The organism is Flavobacterium magnum, assembly GCF_003055625.1.
GTDB classification, from domain to species: domain Bacteria; phylum Bacteroidota; class Bacteroidia; order Flavobacteriales; family Flavobacteriaceae; genus Flavobacterium; species Flavobacterium magnum.
Map to the genome: position 1 here is coordinate 250,435 of NZ_CP028811.1, position 15,806 is coordinate 266,240.

General features: G+C 48.9%; 13 protein-coding genes. 5 read left to right on the forward strand and 8 right to left on the reverse strand.

The window, feature by feature from the left end; translation table 11 throughout:
• Window positions 1-34: 34 nt before the first annotated feature.
• From HYN48_RS00935 to alaS, 6 genes are all read right to left on the reverse strand, one after another.
• Entirely contained in the window at window positions 35-1,858 is a 1,824-nt protein-coding gene (locus tag HYN48_RS00935) for an outer membrane protein assembly factor BamB family protein (protein ID WP_108369355.1), read from the reverse strand.
• Window positions 1,859-1,876: 18 nt separating this feature from the next.
• Entirely contained in the window at window positions 1,877-2,260 is a 384-nt protein-coding gene (locus HYN48_RS00940; RefSeq protein WP_108369356.1) for a hypothetical protein, read from the reverse strand.
• Between the two features lie 81 nt (window positions 2,261-2,341).
• Entirely contained in the window at window positions 2,342-3,319 is a 978-nt protein-coding gene (locus tag HYN48_RS00945) for a hypothetical protein (protein ID WP_108369357.1), read from the reverse strand.
• A 97-nt stretch (window positions 3,320-3,416) separates the two neighbouring features.
• Window positions 3,417-3,953 (reverse strand): DUF6252 domain-containing protein, encoded by a 537-nt coding sequence (locus HYN48_RS00950; protein ID WP_108369358.1) that lies wholly within the window; start codon window positions 3,951-3,953, stop codon window positions 3,417-3,419.
• Between the two features lie 157 nt (window positions 3,954-4,110).
• Window positions 4,111-5,055, reverse strand: coding sequence for a GSCFA domain-containing protein (locus tag HYN48_RS00955; RefSeq protein WP_108369359.1), 945 nt, complete (start codon window positions 5,053-5,055; stop codon window positions 4,111-4,113).
• A gap of 232 nt (window positions 5,056-5,287) precedes the next feature.
• A complete protein-coding gene (gene alaS, locus HYN48_RS00960; RefSeq protein WP_108373241.1) occupies window positions 5,288-7,915 on the reverse strand; it encodes an alanine--tRNA ligase in 2,628 nt (875 codons plus the stop codon).
• A gap of 263 nt (window positions 7,916-8,178) precedes the next feature.
• Between alaS and HYN48_RS00965 the strand changes: the two genes are divergently transcribed.
• Genes HYN48_RS00965 through HYN48_RS00985 form a run of 5 tightly spaced genes read left to right on the forward strand, consistent with a single transcriptional unit; the run spans window position 8,179 to window position 11,337 of the window.
• The gene (locus tag HYN48_RS00965; protein WP_108369360.1) at window positions 8,179-9,156 is read left to right on the forward strand and encodes a M23 family metallopeptidase; all 978 of its coding nucleotides are present in this window, start codon (window positions 8,179-8,181) and stop codon (window positions 9,154-9,156) included.
• On the forward strand, window positions 9,156-9,488 hold the full coding sequence (locus tag HYN48_RS00970) for a MerR family transcriptional regulator (protein WP_108369361.1): 333 nt from the start codon (window positions 9,156-9,158) through the stop codon (window positions 9,486-9,488). Before HYN48_RS00965 ends, HYN48_RS00970 begins: the two co-directional genes overlap by 1 nt.
• Before the next feature lie 52 nt (window positions 9,489-9,540).
• A complete protein-coding gene (locus HYN48_RS00975; RefSeq protein ID WP_108369362.1) occupies window positions 9,541-10,119 on the forward strand; it encodes a LemA family protein in 579 nt (192 codons plus the stop codon).
• Between the two features lie 3 nt (window positions 10,120-10,122).
• Window positions 10,123-10,560: a TPM domain-containing protein gene (locus tag HYN48_RS00980; RefSeq protein ID WP_108369363.1), complete on the forward strand. Its 438-nt coding sequence runs from the start codon at window positions 10,123-10,125 to the stop codon at window positions 10,558-10,560.
• Window positions 10,561-11,337 carry a TPM domain-containing protein gene (locus tag HYN48_RS00985; protein WP_108369364.1) on the forward strand — a complete coding sequence of 259 codons (777 nt, stop codon included), beginning with the start codon at window positions 10,561-10,563 and terminating at the stop codon, window positions 11,335-11,337.
• Window positions 11,338-11,435: 98 nt separating this feature from the next.
• On the opposite strand, the gene HYN48_RS00990 is transcribed toward HYN48_RS00985, so the two are convergent.
• Window positions 11,436-14,222 (reverse strand): outer membrane beta-barrel protein, encoded by a 2,787-nt coding sequence (locus HYN48_RS00990; protein ID WP_108369365.1) that lies wholly within the window; start codon window positions 14,220-14,222, stop codon window positions 11,436-11,438.
• A gap of 242 nt (window positions 14,223-14,464) precedes the next feature.
• A complete protein-coding gene (gene der / locus HYN48_RS00995) occupies window positions 14,465-15,775 on the reverse strand; it encodes a ribosome biogenesis GTPase Der (RefSeq protein ID WP_108373243.1) in 1,311 nt (436 codons plus the stop codon).
• Between the last annotated feature and the right edge of the window lie 31 nt (window positions 15,776-15,806).

Consider the following 15,806-nt stretch of genomic DNA (forward strand, 5'->3'; position numbering starts at 1 on the left):
CAGCCCCCACCATAAAAAACATAACCCAAAAAAATTAATTGTTGACTTTGATTTTCTCCACTTTTTTGCCCTTGAAAGCAAAAATGAATTCGCCGTCTTCTGTTATGTCTATACCGTCACCATATTGCGGGCTGCCGCCTTTTCCTTTGGATTGTACAGAGCCCTTGGTTTCGCCATTGGCCATATCGATGCCGTAAATGATGTTCTTGCTGTTGCGTTGGTCGCGCAGGAAGTAGTTGTCGCCGATGTGGTAAAAATAATCCACGCCTTTAATCTTTTCTGAAGCGTAGGCGCGACTGCCGTCTTTTTTGTTGTAAGAAGCCAGGCCTTTTTCTGAAAGTACCACGACCTTGTCGCCGAAGTCGATTACATCAGTTGCCTTACCTACTTTGGCATCATTGTGCTTCACATCAAAAAGCTGGTTACCCGACTTGATGTCATACCCATAGAACTCATCCCCATCACCGACGAACAACGTGCTTTTGTCTTCACTTAAAATCAGGTCGGTGATCCTTTTGTCAAAACGCTCAGAGCGCCACGCCGTTTTACCGTTATTGTCATCAATGGCCAATACGCTGTTTTTCTGGTTTTTGTAATCCCAATAGATATATGGCACCCAGGCTTTAGAGCTGCCGCCGCCGAAACCGCCCAGTGCCAATCCGGCTGAGAGTCCGTTGCTCGTTTCCTCTAACCTGAGCTCCTGTACCTGGAATTTTCCACCCACCTGCACCATCAGTTTGTCACCGGCGAGGTAAATGTGGGGCATGCAGAACGCACCGGTAATTTTCTCTGAAGCCCAGAGCAGTTTGCCGGATTCGAGATCGTGTTTCTCGACATATTTGGTTTTGTCCCGATTCCCGAGGATGACCAGGTATACTGCGTTTTGCGTAAACAGCGGTTCGGCAATCAGGTGGTAGTATTGCGATTTCTTTTTATTGCCAAATAAGGAGTTTCCGCTTGAACCGCCCATATCGTCGTCATAAATCGCGGACCACAACTGCTGTCCTGTGCTGTAATCGTAAACCGTAAGGCCGTTGAGGTGCAGGTATAATTTGCCGCCCTTGATCCACATGTCGACAATCGGTTTGCGGGTGACGAGCTCTTTTTGCACGGCGCCGGTAAAAGTTGCATCCCATAGCACTTCCCCATTGGATGCATTGAGACGCACCAGCTGGTTTTTGTATCCTGCAAACAACGCGCCCAATGCTGTTGGTTTGAAGTTGAGCATCACGATTTCGTTTTTATCGGCATTGTAAATGTATTTTCCGACACCGCCCTTGAAACGGTTCGTCTCCCAGATTTTCTCGCCGGTATCGGCCTTGACAAGGATAACCGAGGCTTTCTGCGAAATCAGGAATGCGTCAAGTTCATAGATATATTTGACGGTTTCCAGCTCGTCGTCACCAGCGCTCTCCCCTTTTGGGATCAGGTTTTGGTAGACTTCGGAGTTCCAGAGTTCCTTACCCGTGGGGATGTCAATTACTGCAACGCGGTCAGTCCCCAGTTTCCGTTCGTCGAAAAGGAAAAGGTATCCGCCTTTATCAGTCCATACCGTATATTGGTATTCGCATTTGTTGGTCTTGTTGGTCGTGATTTTTTTGTAATCGCCGCTCCAGATCATTTTGCCGTCGGCGTTCAGGACGGTAGCTGAATTGTCGTCCGTGCCGACAATGTATTTTCCGCTTCCGTTCGTCACGGCCAGCCTGGTGGCCTTGTTGTCAAATTCACCTTCCCAGACAGTAGTGAAGTCTCCGGTCTTTTTTCCGGCTTTCCCGCCACCGCCGAGCAGTTTGCCCAGCTGTGCGCTTGCCGTCGTGGCACACACGAGCGCCAGCATCATTATCGTTAATTTTTTCATGGTTATTGATGTTTAAGGTTATTCAAAAGTTGCGGTGTATCGTATTTTGTACCGCTGCTGTTTTTGCAATTTGAAGAAGAATTTATGCTTCAGGATGTAGTCAGACATCCAGTTGATGAAGTCGATGTTCCTGATATCGCTGTCGACTTTGAAGAAGGTAGATACTTTGCCGTTTTGTACGACGCCCACGTCAAAGACCATCGTGCCTTTTACGTCGGCAAATTTTTTGGCTCTGGCCTTCAGGAAATCCTTTGAGGTGAACAGCTCGTCGATTTCCTTCGTTACGGCTTCCTGAACTTGTTCCTCATCGGTCAGCGTCTGCTTTTTCTGCGCATTGGCCTGAACTGAAAACAGCAGCAGCAACGCCAGGCCATACAGTAATTTTTTAGTTCCCATCATCATCTGTTTTTGGTGTTTATACAGTTACGAAACTGCGATTATTTGGCAGTTGCCGCAATACGACATTTGACGTATTTTGCATCTTTAATGGGCATAAACCCTTCCGACATTCGGATCGTTGTTTAAAAATGGCATGGCTACCGTTCCCGCAGACAGGTTGAACATATAGGATTTCGAAGGCGCGCTGTCGTAGGTACCCAATGTCAGCACGCCGCGATTGCTGTCGCTGGCCATAGAGAGGAAGATGTTGAAGAACGGCTCATTAAAATTGGACACGAGCGTTTTGGTCTGAGCCGTTTTGGTGTCAAGATCAATCAGGCGTACCTTGACATCAGTACCTTCCTTGTAGGCAATGACTACCGATTTGCCATCGTTTGTGAAAACGCCTTTGCTGAAGTTAGAAGCCATCCCCGCAAAAAGCTCGCTGTGGAATAATCCGCCCGCGCCATTATCATCATTTCGGTCGATGATCTGCAGCAGCATATCCGACTGGCTTTGGAAGGCCGGTGTAGTGAACAGATTGCCGTCTGGCGACACATCCTCGATATCGTAGTTGATGGCCACGCTGGTCATCCCCGTGCCATCCATAGCGACGGTGTTTAGTTTCCGGGTGTTCTCAGCAAAGTTTTGTGTGATAAAATATACCTTATTGTCCGAACCGATTTTTACCTCATCGATCTCCAGCTGTACATCGGTAGAGGCGTACAGGCTGATATCGCCGGATCCGTCCGCATTTGCCAATCGCACTTCGCGGCTGTAAGCCATGTTCGGGAAGGTCCCTGCCGCCTGAAATTCGGTGTAGGCGAATTTAGTGCCGTCCGGGGCAATAGCCATGGCACCAATATAGCTGTTCAGGTTCAGCATTTTATTAAGTACCGTGTTTTCATTGGTACCTGTCATGCTGATCGTGTTTACTTTTGCAGTATCGATAACGAAAAGTTTCAGGTCGCCGGTGTTGACCGGACCCGGATTTCCTGACGCATCGCCGTCAGAAGAGCAGGAAGTTACGGTAGCCATGAGTCCGATAACGGCCATAAATAAGAAAAGGGTAATTTTTTTCATAATGCTTTTTGTTGTGTTTTTTACAGATGGTGTGAAAATGCACGGCAGTTATTGCTTCCTGCCGTGCGAGGGATCAAATAAGGGTGGTTGAAAAAAATTAATTAGTGATAAAGGTGCCCCTGAATTTACCGTTGGTCACGGTTTTCTGGGACGCACAGTCGTCGTCCTTAGATCCGGTAAAATTGAAAGTGCCTTCAATTTTAGTGTCTGTAAGCGTTGTTACCGTGATGCTTCCTGTAGCGTTCTGGCAGTCGCCTGTGTCCCAGCTGATGTTACCCGGCGCTTCGACATACCCCAAAGTATGGTCTGTATCCTGGTTTACCTGGTAGGTGGTTCCGGCAGTGACGGGCCCTACAAGGATCACGTGCATGGCGTCATAGGTCTGCGAGGTAATGGCCGACTGGTTCGTGCAGGACACTGAAATCACCTGCATGTCGCCGGTACCTGATTTGGAGGCAACTCCGAAGGATTGTCCCTGGATCGATGCGGTTTCGAATGCAACGCCGTCCACTTTGGCAGAGATGTACGTTGACAGGCTGGAGCTTCCGCCGCCGTCGCTGTCGCTGCTGCAGGAGTTAAATACAAAGGCCAGTGCCATCAAGGCTGTTAATCCGATTTTTTTGAAAGTTTTCATGATGTAGCGATTTGTTAATTATTTATTTGACAAATCTGCGACAATCACAAGGTGTACCCAATACGTAGAAATTCGTATTTTGATACCGGCAGGCAGGAGAGGAAAACCATAGAAGGTGCGCGTTTACGGCACAGGCTGCGATGGTCAGGAACCGGCGTCAGAAGGTCATGTGCGGGAACCGCGACCGCATTTTGGCAATCTGGGCCTGCAGTTTCTCGAGAAACAACTGATGTTGCGCAGTATCCGGATTAAATGGGCGGTGAGCCAAGCCTTTCTGTATCGAGGCCACCTTGTCCATGATCGGGATGGCGGTTTCGCTGATGTGGGTTTCAGCGAACCTTTGCCAGATGTAATTGACAGCGGCCTGACTGGGGTGCAGCATGTCTTCTGCGTAAAAGCGGTAGTCACGCAACTCGTCCATCATGATTTCGTAAGACGGGAAATACGACGCCTCAGAAGCCGACAGCGTTTTATGCAGCGCCGAAATCAGGTTTGCCTTGCTGTATTGGTTTTCCACAAAACCATCCTTGATGTGCCGCACAGGCGATACCGTGAAAATAATGTGGCAACCCGGATTGATGGAATAAACCGAGCTGATGATTTGCCTGAGGCTGTCCGCCACCGCCTCCGCAGACAGCAATTCCCTGGAAAAATAGCGTTGTGGCACCTTATGGCAATTGGCGACATATTCATTGGTCTGGTCGTGCTTGTACAACCATGCGGTGCCGAGTGTCACGATAAGATGTGTCGCGGCTTCGAGTCCGCGTGACAATTGCGCCACCGATGCATTCAGGTTGTCGATCAGGCCATCACGGTAGACGCTGCTGAGCGCCGAGTGCGCATCAAAACAGTGCCACGCGTCATTGTTATGGAAGACGTCCGCTTCGCTGAAAACTTTCCGGATGGCCGCAAAGCGGATGATTTTGGCCAGGGCCAGCGGCTGGAAAATAATGCCGAAAGGATTGACCGTGTGGTGGAACTGGTAATAGCCCAGCTTCTCCCCGATGCGTTCGGCAAAACACGAACCCAATGACACAATGCAGGATTTGTAATCCAGCTTGTGGTGGCTTTCCGGGATGGGGACAGTGGTAGTAAACTGCATACTTGTTGAGGACTGGGTGTTGGCTCAGGATTGCAAAATTAACGCTTTACAGCACAACTGCAACGCCATGGTAAATGAAAATACGGCGCCTACGATATGCTCATATTACGCTATAAATACGCTATATATACGCTATACATACGCTATATATTCGCTTTACTTATGGTGCAATGTCGCAGGGTAGCGCAATACAAAACCCTCAGTTGCTGTACAAGTGAGGGCTCGGGCTGACTTACCTTACGAAATCAACCGCCTTTTCCAATGCTTCGGGAATGCCCAGAACATCTTTACCGCCGGCCGTGGCGAAGAATGGCTGTCCGCCGCCGCCGCCTTCAATGTATTTCCCAAGCTCGCGGACGACTTTCCCCGCATTCAGGTCTTTGGAAGCCACGAGTTCTTTTGAGATATAGCACGTCAGCATGGGCTTGCCCTCATCTGCAGTAGCGAAAACAAGGAAAATATTATTTGCAGTACCACCAACTTCATAGGCCAGGTCCTTCGCGCCGGCAGCATCCAGATCAACTTTGGTGGCCAGAAACTTTACGCCATTGATTTCCTCCAGCTGTGACACGAAAGCACTTTTCATATTCTTGATCTTATCCTTCATCAGGAATTCGACCTGGCGGGCGAGTTTTGCATTTTCCTCCTGCAGCGAAACGACGGCTTTCAGTGAATCCTGCGGATTCTTCAATGCGGCTTTGATGTCGTCCAACGCTTTTTCCTGAGCGGCAAAGAAACGCTGTACGGCTTCACCGGTAATGGCTTCGATACGACGGATTCCCGCTGCCACGGCGCTTTCGCTGACGATCTTGAAATACCAGATATCAGCCGTATTCTGTACGTGGATGCCACCACAAAGCTCGATGCTTTCGCCGAAACGGATGGCACGTACTGAATCCCCATATTTCTCCCCGAACAAAGCCATAGCGCCTTCCGCCACCGCCTCATTAAACGGCATGTTTCTTTTTTCTACCAATGGCAAATGCTCCTGGATCCTGGCATTGACGAAGTTTTCGACTTCCTTCAATTGCTCGTCAGTGACCTTAGAGAAATGCGAAAAGTCGAAACGCAGGTAATCCGGACTTACCAGTGAGCCTTTTTGCTCGACGTGCGTACCCAGTATGGTGCGCAATGCCTGGTGCATCAGGTGTGTCGCCGAGTGGTTGCCGGCGGTTTCAGAACGCAATTCCCGGTTTACTTTTGCAATAAACGGCCTGTCCAGGTTTTCGGGCAGGGTACGCGTAAAATGCAGGATCAGGTTGTTCTCTTTTTTGGTGTCGATGATGTCGATGCTTTCATTGGCACTCGACAAGGTGCCTTTATCGCCTACCTGCCCCCCGCCTTCCGGATAGAATGGCGTATGGTCCAAAACGAGTTGGTACAGTTGGCCGTCTTTTTTCGAATCGACTTTACGGTAACGCGTGATTTTGACTTCGTTGACTAATAAATCATAACCTACGAAAGTTTCTGTATTGCCTTCGGTCAAGATCGTCCAGTCGTCTGTGGATACTTCTGAGGCGGCGCGAGAACGGGTTTTCTGTTCGAACATCGCCTTATCGAAATCGGCTTCATTATACGCCATGCCTTTTTCTTTCAGGATCAACGCCGTCAGATCTTTCGGGAAACCGAAAGTATCGTACAATTCGAATGCCTTGTTTCCGGAGACTTCGTTTCCTTCGGTGCCTTTGACGACGTTGTCGAGCAATTGCAGTCCCTGATCCAGGGTCCTTAAGAAGGAATTTTCCTCTTCCTTAATCACGTTCATGACCAATGCCTTTTGCGAAACAATCTCAGGGAATGACGCCCCCATCTGGCTGGCCAAGGTGTCGACCAATTGGTAAATGAAAGCTTCTTTGGTTTCCAGAAACGTAAAGCCGTAACGGATGGCGCGGCGTAAAATCCTGCGGATCACGTATCCGGCACCGGTGTTTGACGGCAATTGACCGTCAGCAATAGCGAAGGCTACGGCGCGCACATGGTCGGCAATGACGCGGATGGCGATATTGGTTTTCTCTTCGGCCTCATTGGCCGCTTTGATGGTATATTGCTTCCCGGTGACACTTTCAATCTTTTGGATCAAAGGCATGAACACATCGGTATCGTAGTTGGATTGTACGCCCTGCAATACCATACAAAGGCGCTCGAAACCCATTCCGGTATCGACGTGCTGCGCGGGTAATTTTTCGAGTGAACCGTCCGCCTTGCGGTTGAATTCCATGAAAACATTGTTCCAGATTTCGACGACATGTGGGTGGTCTGCATTGACGAGTTCCTTGCCCGGGGTTTTAGCTTTTTCTTCCGCGGAACGGATGTCGACGTGGATTTCAGAGCAGGGTCCGCACGGCCCCTGATCTCCCATTTCCCAGAAGTTGTCTTTTTTATTTCCCAATAAAATCCGGTCTTCGGAAATCAGTGTTTTCCAGATGTCCCAGGCTTCCTGGTCGAACGGCACGTTTTCTTCTTTCGAACCTTCAAAAACAGTGACGTAAAGAATATCCTTATCGATTTTATACACTTCCGTGAGCAGTTCCCAGGCCCAGTGGATGGCGTCTTTCTTGAAATAATCGCCAAAGCTCCAGTTGCCGAGCATCTCGAACATCGTATGGTGGTAGGTATCGATACCCACTTCCTCGAGATCGTTGTGCTTTCCGGACACGCGCAGGCATTTCTGGGTGTCGGCGATGCGCTTGCTTTTCGGGACGGCATTGCCAAGGAAATATTCCTTGAACTGTGCCATACCGGAGTTGTTGAACATCAGCGTGGGGTCGTCTTTTAATACGATGGGCGCTGAGGGCACGATGAGGTGGCCTTTACTTTGGAAAAAATCGAGAAACTGTTGGCGTATTTCCTGTGACTTCATGTGTTTGATTTGAAAATGGTTTGCCCCGGATATGAGCGGAAATCCTGCCGAAACGGAAAGCCATTTTTTGCTGCACCGGCGGAGCGACCGAAGGAAGCTCCCGGCGGGGCCTGCAAAGAAGGCTTTGTGGACGGCAGATTGCAGCGTTAGCCGGATTAAGGCCCGAATCATTACAAAACAAATGCAAACTTCTGTTGTTCGGCTAAGTTTTCGTAATATTGTTATCCTTAATTTTTATAAGGTGCAAAAATAGCATATTTTATATGAAGAAGGTAAAATATTATTTTGATCCCGAAAGCCTGGCGTACAAAAAAATCAGCCCGAAAAAACGCCGGAGTTTTGCCTATATTTCGCTATTTTTATTGTCCTCGGCGTTGTTTGGTACGCTGGCGTTTATCGCACTGCTCAATACGCCGTATTTCGAGACCCCGAAAGACCGGCTTCAGGCGCGCGAGATCGACAACATGAAAATCCGCTATGCGATCCTGAACAAGAAGATGGACCAGATTGATGAGGTATTGGCCGGGATTGAGGAGCGTGACAATAACATTTACAGGGTCTATTTCAACACGTCGGCGATTCCGGACGAGCAGCGTAAGGCAGGATTTGGCGGCGTGAACCGTTATAAGGAACTGGAAGGCTATAACAACTCGGAACTGGTGATCAATACGACAAAGCGCGTCGATGTACTGTCTAAGGAATTGGTGATACAGTCGAAATCGCTCGACGAGATCATGAAACTCGCGAAGGAAAAGAACAAACTGCTGTCGGCCATACCGGCGATACAGCCCGTACGCAATGAGAACCTGCGTGCGGTCGCCTCCGGTTTCGGATACCGCAGCGATCCGTTTACGAAGGTGCGGAAGTTTCATGCGGGCATGGATTTCTCTTCAAAAACCGGCACGCCCATCTACGCGACCGGCGACGGCGTAGTCGAACGTGCAGACAATACCGTCTCGGGTTACGGCAACCACATTGTGATCCGGCATGGTTATGGTTACGAGACGCTGTACGGGCATTTGAGCAAATACAAAGTGCGGGCCGGAGCGCGCGTCAAACGCGGCGATATCATCGGGTACGTAGGCAGCACGGGGCGTTCAGAGGCGCCGCACCTGCATTATGAGGTGCACAAGAACGGGGAAGTCGTAAACCCGCTGAATTTTTATTACGGCAATATCTCGGCTGCAGAATATGTGGCCATATCCAAACTAGCTAACCAGGAAAACCAATCTCTCGATTAATGCATATAGACTTACCACCCGGAAAACGATATTACAGTATAGGCGAAGTGTCTAAGGCTTTTGATGTGAATGCGTCATTGATCCGCTTTTGGGACAAGGAATTTGACATCCTGAAACCCAAGAAAAACGCCAAAGGCAACCGCATGTTTACGCCCGAAGATGTAAAGAACCTCCAGCTGATTTACCATCTCGTAAAAGAACGCGGGTTTACGCTCGAAGGCGCGCGGACCCATTTGAAGGAAGGGCAGAAAAAGACGCTTGATAAATTTGAGATCATCAGCAAACTCGAGGGAATCCGCGCACAATTGGTCAGTATCAAAAATGAATTGTAACTTTTCCAAAGCGAGTTCCGTCTAACAAGCACAATTTAAAACAAATTACATCATGAGAAAATTTTTGCCTTGGATTATCGTAGCCGGTATTGTAATTATCATTGTCATATGGGCGATGGGAATCCAGAACAAAGCGCTTGGTTACAGCCAGGCTGTCGGAAAAGAATGGGGAAATGTCGATGCCGCTTACCAAAGACGGAATGACCTGATCGGCAACCTCGTCAATACGGTGAAAGGCGCTGCCGATTTCGAGAAAACGACGCTGACCGCAGTTATTGAAGCACGATCGAAAGCGACGTCGGTAACGGTTGACCCGACAAACATCACGCCGGAACAGCTGATCAAATTCCAGCAGGCACAATCAGGCCTTTCCTCGAGCCTCTCGCGATTACTCGTCAACGTGGAAAGGTATCCTGAACTCAAAGCCAACAGCAATTTCCTGAAATTACAGGATGAACTGGCCAGCACCGAAAACCAGATCCTTACGGCAAGGACACGTTTCAACGAATCTGTGCAGGCCTACAACGGCTACGTACTTGCGGTGCCGCAGAAATGGTTCCTGAGCTATCCTGAAAAACCGTTCTTCAAATCAGTTGAAGGCGCCGACAAACCCGTAGAGGTAAAATTCTAGGAGATGCTGAACCTCGAAAATTTTCTTACCAAAGAAGAAGAGCAGCAAATCGTTGAGGCGATACAAAAGGCTGAAAAGGAAACTTCCGGAGAAATCAGGGTTCATATAGAAAAAACAACTTCCATCGCTGCGTTTGAGCGCGCGGTGGAAGTTTTTAATTTATTGGACATGCACCAGACCGAACTTAAGAACGGCGTACTGATTTACCTCGCGGTCGAAGACAAGGCATTTGCCATATGTGGCGATAAGGGCATAGACGAGGTCGTTCCTGAAGGCTTTTGGGACTCTACAAAAGAAGTGATGCTGGCCCATTTCAAAAACGGGGATTTTAAACAGGGATTAATCGACGGCATATTGCGTGCCGGGCGCGAATTGCAGCAGCATTTCCCGTGTACCGATGACGACAAGGACGAACTTTCGAACGAAATATCAAGAGGCTAAATGAAAAAACGCATTACTATACTGACCTTTTTTGTGTTTTTTTTACTGGCACAAAACGCTTCGGCACAATTCGAGATTCCGCCAAAACCGGATTTCCAGACGAGTGTTTACGACTACGCGCACCTGCTTAGTGAGGCCGATAAGGCGCAATTGGAGGAGAAGCTGATCCGGTATTCGGATTCCACGTCCAACCAGATTGTCGTTGCCATCATCGAAACGCTGAACGGCGACAATATTGAAACCCTCACCCCAAACTGGGGGCACAAATGGGGTGTCGGCGGCAGTGAAAAAGACGACAATGGCGTGATGATCGTGCTTGCAAAAAAAGAACGCAAAATTTGGATTTCTGCCGGATACGGTCTTGAAGACAGGCTTACTGCCGGAATCGGCGGGGAAATCACCCGAAACATCATCGTCCCGGAGTTTAAGGCTGGTGATTATTATGCCGGGCTAGACAAGGGTACCGACGCCATTTTTGAGGTCATCAAAGGAAAATACAAAGGCGAGCGAAAAGAGAAGAAGTCGGAAAAAAACCGGTTTCCCTTTGGCGCCATCCTCGTCATTATCATCATCATTGCAGCCGCATCCCGTGGGAAAGGCGGTCGTGGTGGGCGTGGCGGCGGCGGTGGCATTGGGCTCGGTGAGATGATTCTCCTGAGTAGCCTCGGACGCGGCGGTTCCGGATTTGGCGGCGGCGGGTCCTCAGGCGGTGGTGGCTTTGGCGGCGGTTTCGGCGGCGGCGGATTTTCCGGCGGCGGATCCGGCGGAAGCTGGTAACCTTACAACCCGATTGCATGGGACTGCCCATTAAATACAAAAGCCGGAGGTGTTACTTCCGGCTTTTATGTTCAGTTAGTCTATGCCAAAGAAACAATCTACTCCTCCATCTCCCATTCATTCTTCTTTTTTCCACCGAACTTTTCAATCTTATAGGTCAGCGAGAACATGACATAGCGTTTCAGCACGGTGTTCTGCATGTCTGAGATGTATTCCGGTGTAATGGTGCGCGAGGTATTGGTATTTTGGTTCAGGATGTCGTAGACCTTCACTTTGGCCAGCAATTTGTCATTCCAGAAATTGTACCCAAGGCTGGTATTGAGCAGGTAGAAATCCTTCCTGAAACCATCAGCGATATTCGAGTTGTAGGTGTATCCGAAATCGGTTCCGAAAATAACATGCTTTGGCCATTTGACGGTGTTTTCCATCTTGAACACATGCCTAAAGTTCGATGATTTGTCAATCGAGTAATTGTCATAATCCGTCTGGTTGAACTCATAACGGTAAGAAGGCTGCAGCGTCAGTATTTCGCCGTATTCATACGACAGCGAGGCTTCCGGATTCAGCGCATAGCCAAACGCCTTATATAACTTGTTGTTCGTAAACCCTTTATTGTAGTTGTAATTGGCATTGATGCCTACGCTCGGCCTGAATTTGTGTGCGCCACGCTTGATTGTCTTGTCAATATTGATGCCCATATAACCCGAGTAGGCAAAATCGACATTGGCGTAAGAAAGCGTGCTGGTCAGGTTTTGTTCGTCAAACACATTGGTGGAAACGATGTCGTCGGTCTTGTAATTGATTCCCGAATACAAATACAACCCGGACCTTTTGGCGTAGTCGTAATCGTTGTAATTCAGGTAGATATTATGGGTTTTTGAAGGCCTCAGGTTTTCATTCCCGGTGATTGTTACGAGCGGAGAGGAAAAATCCTGAAGCAACAATTGCTCGACCGTCGGCAGCTGAACCTCATAACTGTAATATGTATAAACCGATTTCGATTTGCTAAGGCGGTAGTTGAACCAGCCATTCGCATTGCCCAGTACATAATTTTTGCTGAGGTCGCGACGCGCCCCAAGGTAATCCCTGCTGTTGTCAAATGAAATAAACTGCGGCCCCACGGTAAACCCAGCGCTGTACTTGGTTTTGCGGACATAGAAGGACGCTGTGGGCATGAAGCTCTTCGTACCGGACTCTAGTCCGTAAGATAATAAATCACTGTAATTGCTGTAATCTCCCGTAAGGTCGTTGCGGTTGAAAGTGTTTTTCGAAGTGCCTGAATTTTTCCAGCTGTAGCCGGCGCGGAGTGTCACTCCAACGGAATCAGTAATGGGTTCCGTGTACCCAATGCGTGCGTAGTACTCATCCAGCCGCGTATGGTTCCGTTCGCGCTGGTGGCGGATATCCTCGGTCTTGTCGGGATCCTGATAATACAATGTCTCCGAATCGTTGAAGTTGTCTGATTCGCTGCTTCTGTGCGCATTGTTGAATGTCACACCCAAAACCCTGCCCTTCTTTTTAAAACTCTTGTTGAAGTACAACTCATCGCCTATCTCGCCGTCATTCGCTATTGAAGTGGCTGAACCGTTGTTTTCATTGACCAGCCCTGCTGCGTTAAACGACTTCTGCGTAAAGAAGTTCTTACTGTTGTCGAAATTCTTCTTGATCCGCGGACGCACGGAAAAAGTCGTCAGCGAATCGATCTTATATTCCAGGTCCATGTTCATATTATGCCCCTCATGCAGCTTGTCTGAGCTCCCGGAGGATTCCCGAAGATAGGACTGGCTTTCGCCCGTAGCGGCATCGGGAAGCAACGTTTCGGTGCGGCTCTTGTAGTCATTCCGGGTTTTGGCATTCGTATACATATAGCTGCCGCCCGTTTCAAGTTTTTTGAAATACTGGTCGGCATAATTCACGCCTGCCAAACCGGATTGGGTAATTCCGCTGCCGCCGCCATACTGCTGCCCGTCGATGTTAAAACTGCCGTCGCCGCTCATGTACACGTTGCGGCCGCCCCCCATGGAATCGAACACTTCGTCCATCGAAAAGCCAATCGAGTTGATGTTGTTTGAGGAGCCCAGGAAGCTGAACTTCTGTTCGTCCTTGAAATAATTGATCAGTCCGCTCGATTCATAACGGTCGTCCGAACCTTTCCCGGCGCTGAATTTTCCAAACAGCCCTTTATTCATATTCTTCTGGATGGTGAGGTTGATGGTTTTTTCATCAGAACTTGCGGCCTGGTTTGACAGCTCTTCTTCCTTGGTCTTGGTATCGGTCACCTGCACCTTATCGATAATTTCGGCGGGAAGGTTTTCGGTCGCGATTTTGCCGTCCTTGCCGAAAAACGGTTTGCCGTTCACCAGGATATTGTTGACTTCCTTTCCATTCACAGTAATTTTTCCGTTGGCGTCGATCTCGACCCCGGGCAACTGCTTGAGCAGCGACTCCACATTGGCATCGGGACTGACCTTAAACGACGAGGCGTTAAACTCTAGGGTGTCTTTCTTGATCCGGACCGGCGGCGCCTGCGATTTGACGACGACTTCGCTGAGGCTGCGCGGCAGTTCCTCTATGGCGAGATCACCAAAATCCTTGTCGGACAACAATTCGTCCATTTGCTGCGTGTAATCTGTAAAACCGATGAAAGAGACTTTGAGGAATGCAGGCTGCTTTATTTTTTTGGTTGTCAGTGAAAAATGGCCTTTTTTGTCGGAAATCGTGTAATCGATAATCGTGGAATCCTTTACGCTGGTGAGGTATACCGTTGCGGATTCCATCGGGAGGTTGGTGCTTTTCTCGAGAATACGCCCCCGGATGGTGATGTTTTGGGCATGGGACATGAAACAAAAGAGCATAAGGGAGAGGCAGGACAATAGTCTCTTCATTGGTGTTTTGGTTTTTTGGTTAAGGTTCGGCGAAATAAAGCAATCTCCCCGAAAGGAAGTATTCCGTTAAAAAACATTTAACAGACAATTGGGAAATTTATTGCCGGGGGTACAGTGGCCGGCCAAAAGTTTTCGAATTGCAGGGATGATTGCAACCAATAAAAAAGCCCCCGGTCGGGGACTATTTATTATGAATTTAGACGGTCAGCGCTTAGTCTGGCTTTCGCCAATCCGGTTCCTGACTACTTCTCGCGGATGTAAATATCTATGGGCACACCTGAAAAATCCCATTTCTCCCGGATCTTGTTTTCGAGGAAACGCTTATACGGCTCTTTCACATACTGAGGGAGGTTTGCAAAGAACACGAATTGCGGCGTATTGGTGGGCAACTGCATGCAGTACTTGATTTTCACATATTTGCCTTTGAGTGCCGGCGGCGGATAACTTTCAATGACCTTGAGCATATGGTCGTTGAATTTGGATGTCGGGATGCGCTGCTTGCGGCTTTCAAAAACCTGCACCGACGCTTCGAGCGCTTTCAGCAAACGCTGCTTGGTGAGTGCCGAAACGAATAAAATCGGCACATCGGTAAACGGTTCAATTTCCTTGCGGATTTTCGCTTCATAGTCGCGCGTAGACATGGTATCCTTTTCAACCAGATCCCACTTATTGACTAAAATCACGACGCCTTTACGATTCTTTTCGGCAAGCCAGAAGATGCTCTGGTCCTGCCCTTCGAAACCGCGCGTCGCATCAATAATCAGGATACAGATGTCGGCGTGCTCGATGGCCCGCACCGAACGCATCACCGAATAAAACTCAAGATCTTCCTTGACCTTCGCCTTGCGGCGGATTCCGGCGGTATCCATGAGGTTAAATTCGAATCCGAAACGGTTGAATTTGGTGTCGATCGCATCACGCGTGGTACCGGCTATGTCTGTAACGATATAACGGTCTTCACCGATGAGTGCATTGATAAAACTTGATTTCCCTGCATTCGGACGGCCTACCACGGCAAAGCGCGGCAACTCGGTTTCCTCCTGTGTAGGTTCAGGCTTGTCTGGGAACGCCTCTATCAGGGCATCGAGCAATTCGCCCGTGCCGCTGCCCGAAATACTGGCAAATGTATAATAATCCCCTAGTCCGAGGTTGTAAAATTCAATCGCTTCCTTCTCGCGCATCGCGTTGTCGACTTTATTGACGGCCAACAGCACAGGCTTGGTCACCTTGCGCAGCAATTTTGCCACGGTATCGTCCATAGGCGTAATGCCTTCTTCGACATCGACCACAAAAATGATGACATCCGCCTCGTCGATGGCCAGTTCGACCTGCTTGCGGATTTCGCCTTCAAAAACATCATCAGAACCACGTACGTAGCCGCCGGTATCAATCACCGAAAACTCCTTTCCGTTCCACTCGCTCTTGCCGTAATTGCGGTCGCGGGTTACCCCCGCCACGGCATCCACAATGGCTTCCCTTCTCTTAATCAATCGGTTGAATAATGTTGACTTCCCTACATTTGGCCTTCCTACGATGGCGACGATATTGCTCATGCTCTTTTTGAAATATTTTGCAAAGGTAGTG

What these genes read in the sequence shown, in the direction of transcription:
- HYN48_RS00935 (WP_108369355.1), bottom strand. Translation starts at nt 1,858, where the DNA reads ATGAAAAAATTAACGATAATGATGCTGGCGCTCGTGTGTGCCACGACG.
- HYN48_RS00940 (WP_108369356.1), bottom strand. Translation starts at nt 2,260, where the DNA reads ATGATGATGGGAACTAAAAAATTACTGTATGGCCTGGCGTTGCTGCTG.
- HYN48_RS00945 (WP_108369357.1), bottom strand. Translation starts at nt 3,319, where the DNA reads ATGAAAAAAATTACCCTTTTCTTATTTATGGCCGTTATCGGACTCATG.
- HYN48_RS00950 (WP_108369358.1), bottom strand. Translation starts at nt 3,953, where the DNA reads ATGAAAACTTTCAAAAAAATCGGATTAACAGCCTTGATGGCACTGGCC.
- HYN48_RS00955 (WP_108369359.1), bottom strand. Translation starts at nt 5,055, where the DNA reads ATGCAGTTTACTACCACTGTCCCCATCCCGGAAAGCCACCACAAGCTG.
- alaS (WP_108373241.1), bottom strand. Translation starts at nt 7,915, where the DNA reads ATGAAGTCACAGGAAATACGCCAACAGTTTCTCGATTTTTTCCAAAGT.
- HYN48_RS00965 (WP_108369360.1), top strand. Translation starts at nt 8,179, where the DNA reads ATGAAGAAGGTAAAATATTATTTTGATCCCGAAAGCCTGGCGTACAAA.
- HYN48_RS00970 (WP_108369361.1), top strand. Translation starts at nt 9,156, where the DNA reads ATGCATATAGACTTACCACCCGGAAAACGATATTACAGTATAGGCGAA.
- HYN48_RS00975 (WP_108369362.1), top strand. Translation starts at nt 9,541, where the DNA reads ATGAGAAAATTTTTGCCTTGGATTATCGTAGCCGGTATTGTAATTATC.
- HYN48_RS00980 (WP_108369363.1), top strand. Translation starts at nt 10,123, where the DNA reads ATGCTGAACCTCGAAAATTTTCTTACCAAAGAAGAAGAGCAGCAAATC.
- HYN48_RS00985 (WP_108369364.1), top strand. Translation starts at nt 10,561, where the DNA reads ATGAAAAAACGCATTACTATACTGACCTTTTTTGTGTTTTTTTTACTG.
- HYN48_RS00990 (WP_108369365.1), bottom strand. Translation starts at nt 14,222, where the DNA reads ATGAAGAGACTATTGTCCTGCCTCTCCCTTATGCTCTTTTGTTTCATG.
- der (WP_108373243.1), bottom strand. Translation starts at nt 15,775, where the DNA reads ATGAGCAATATCGTCGCCATCGTAGGAAGGCCAAATGTAGGGAAGTCA.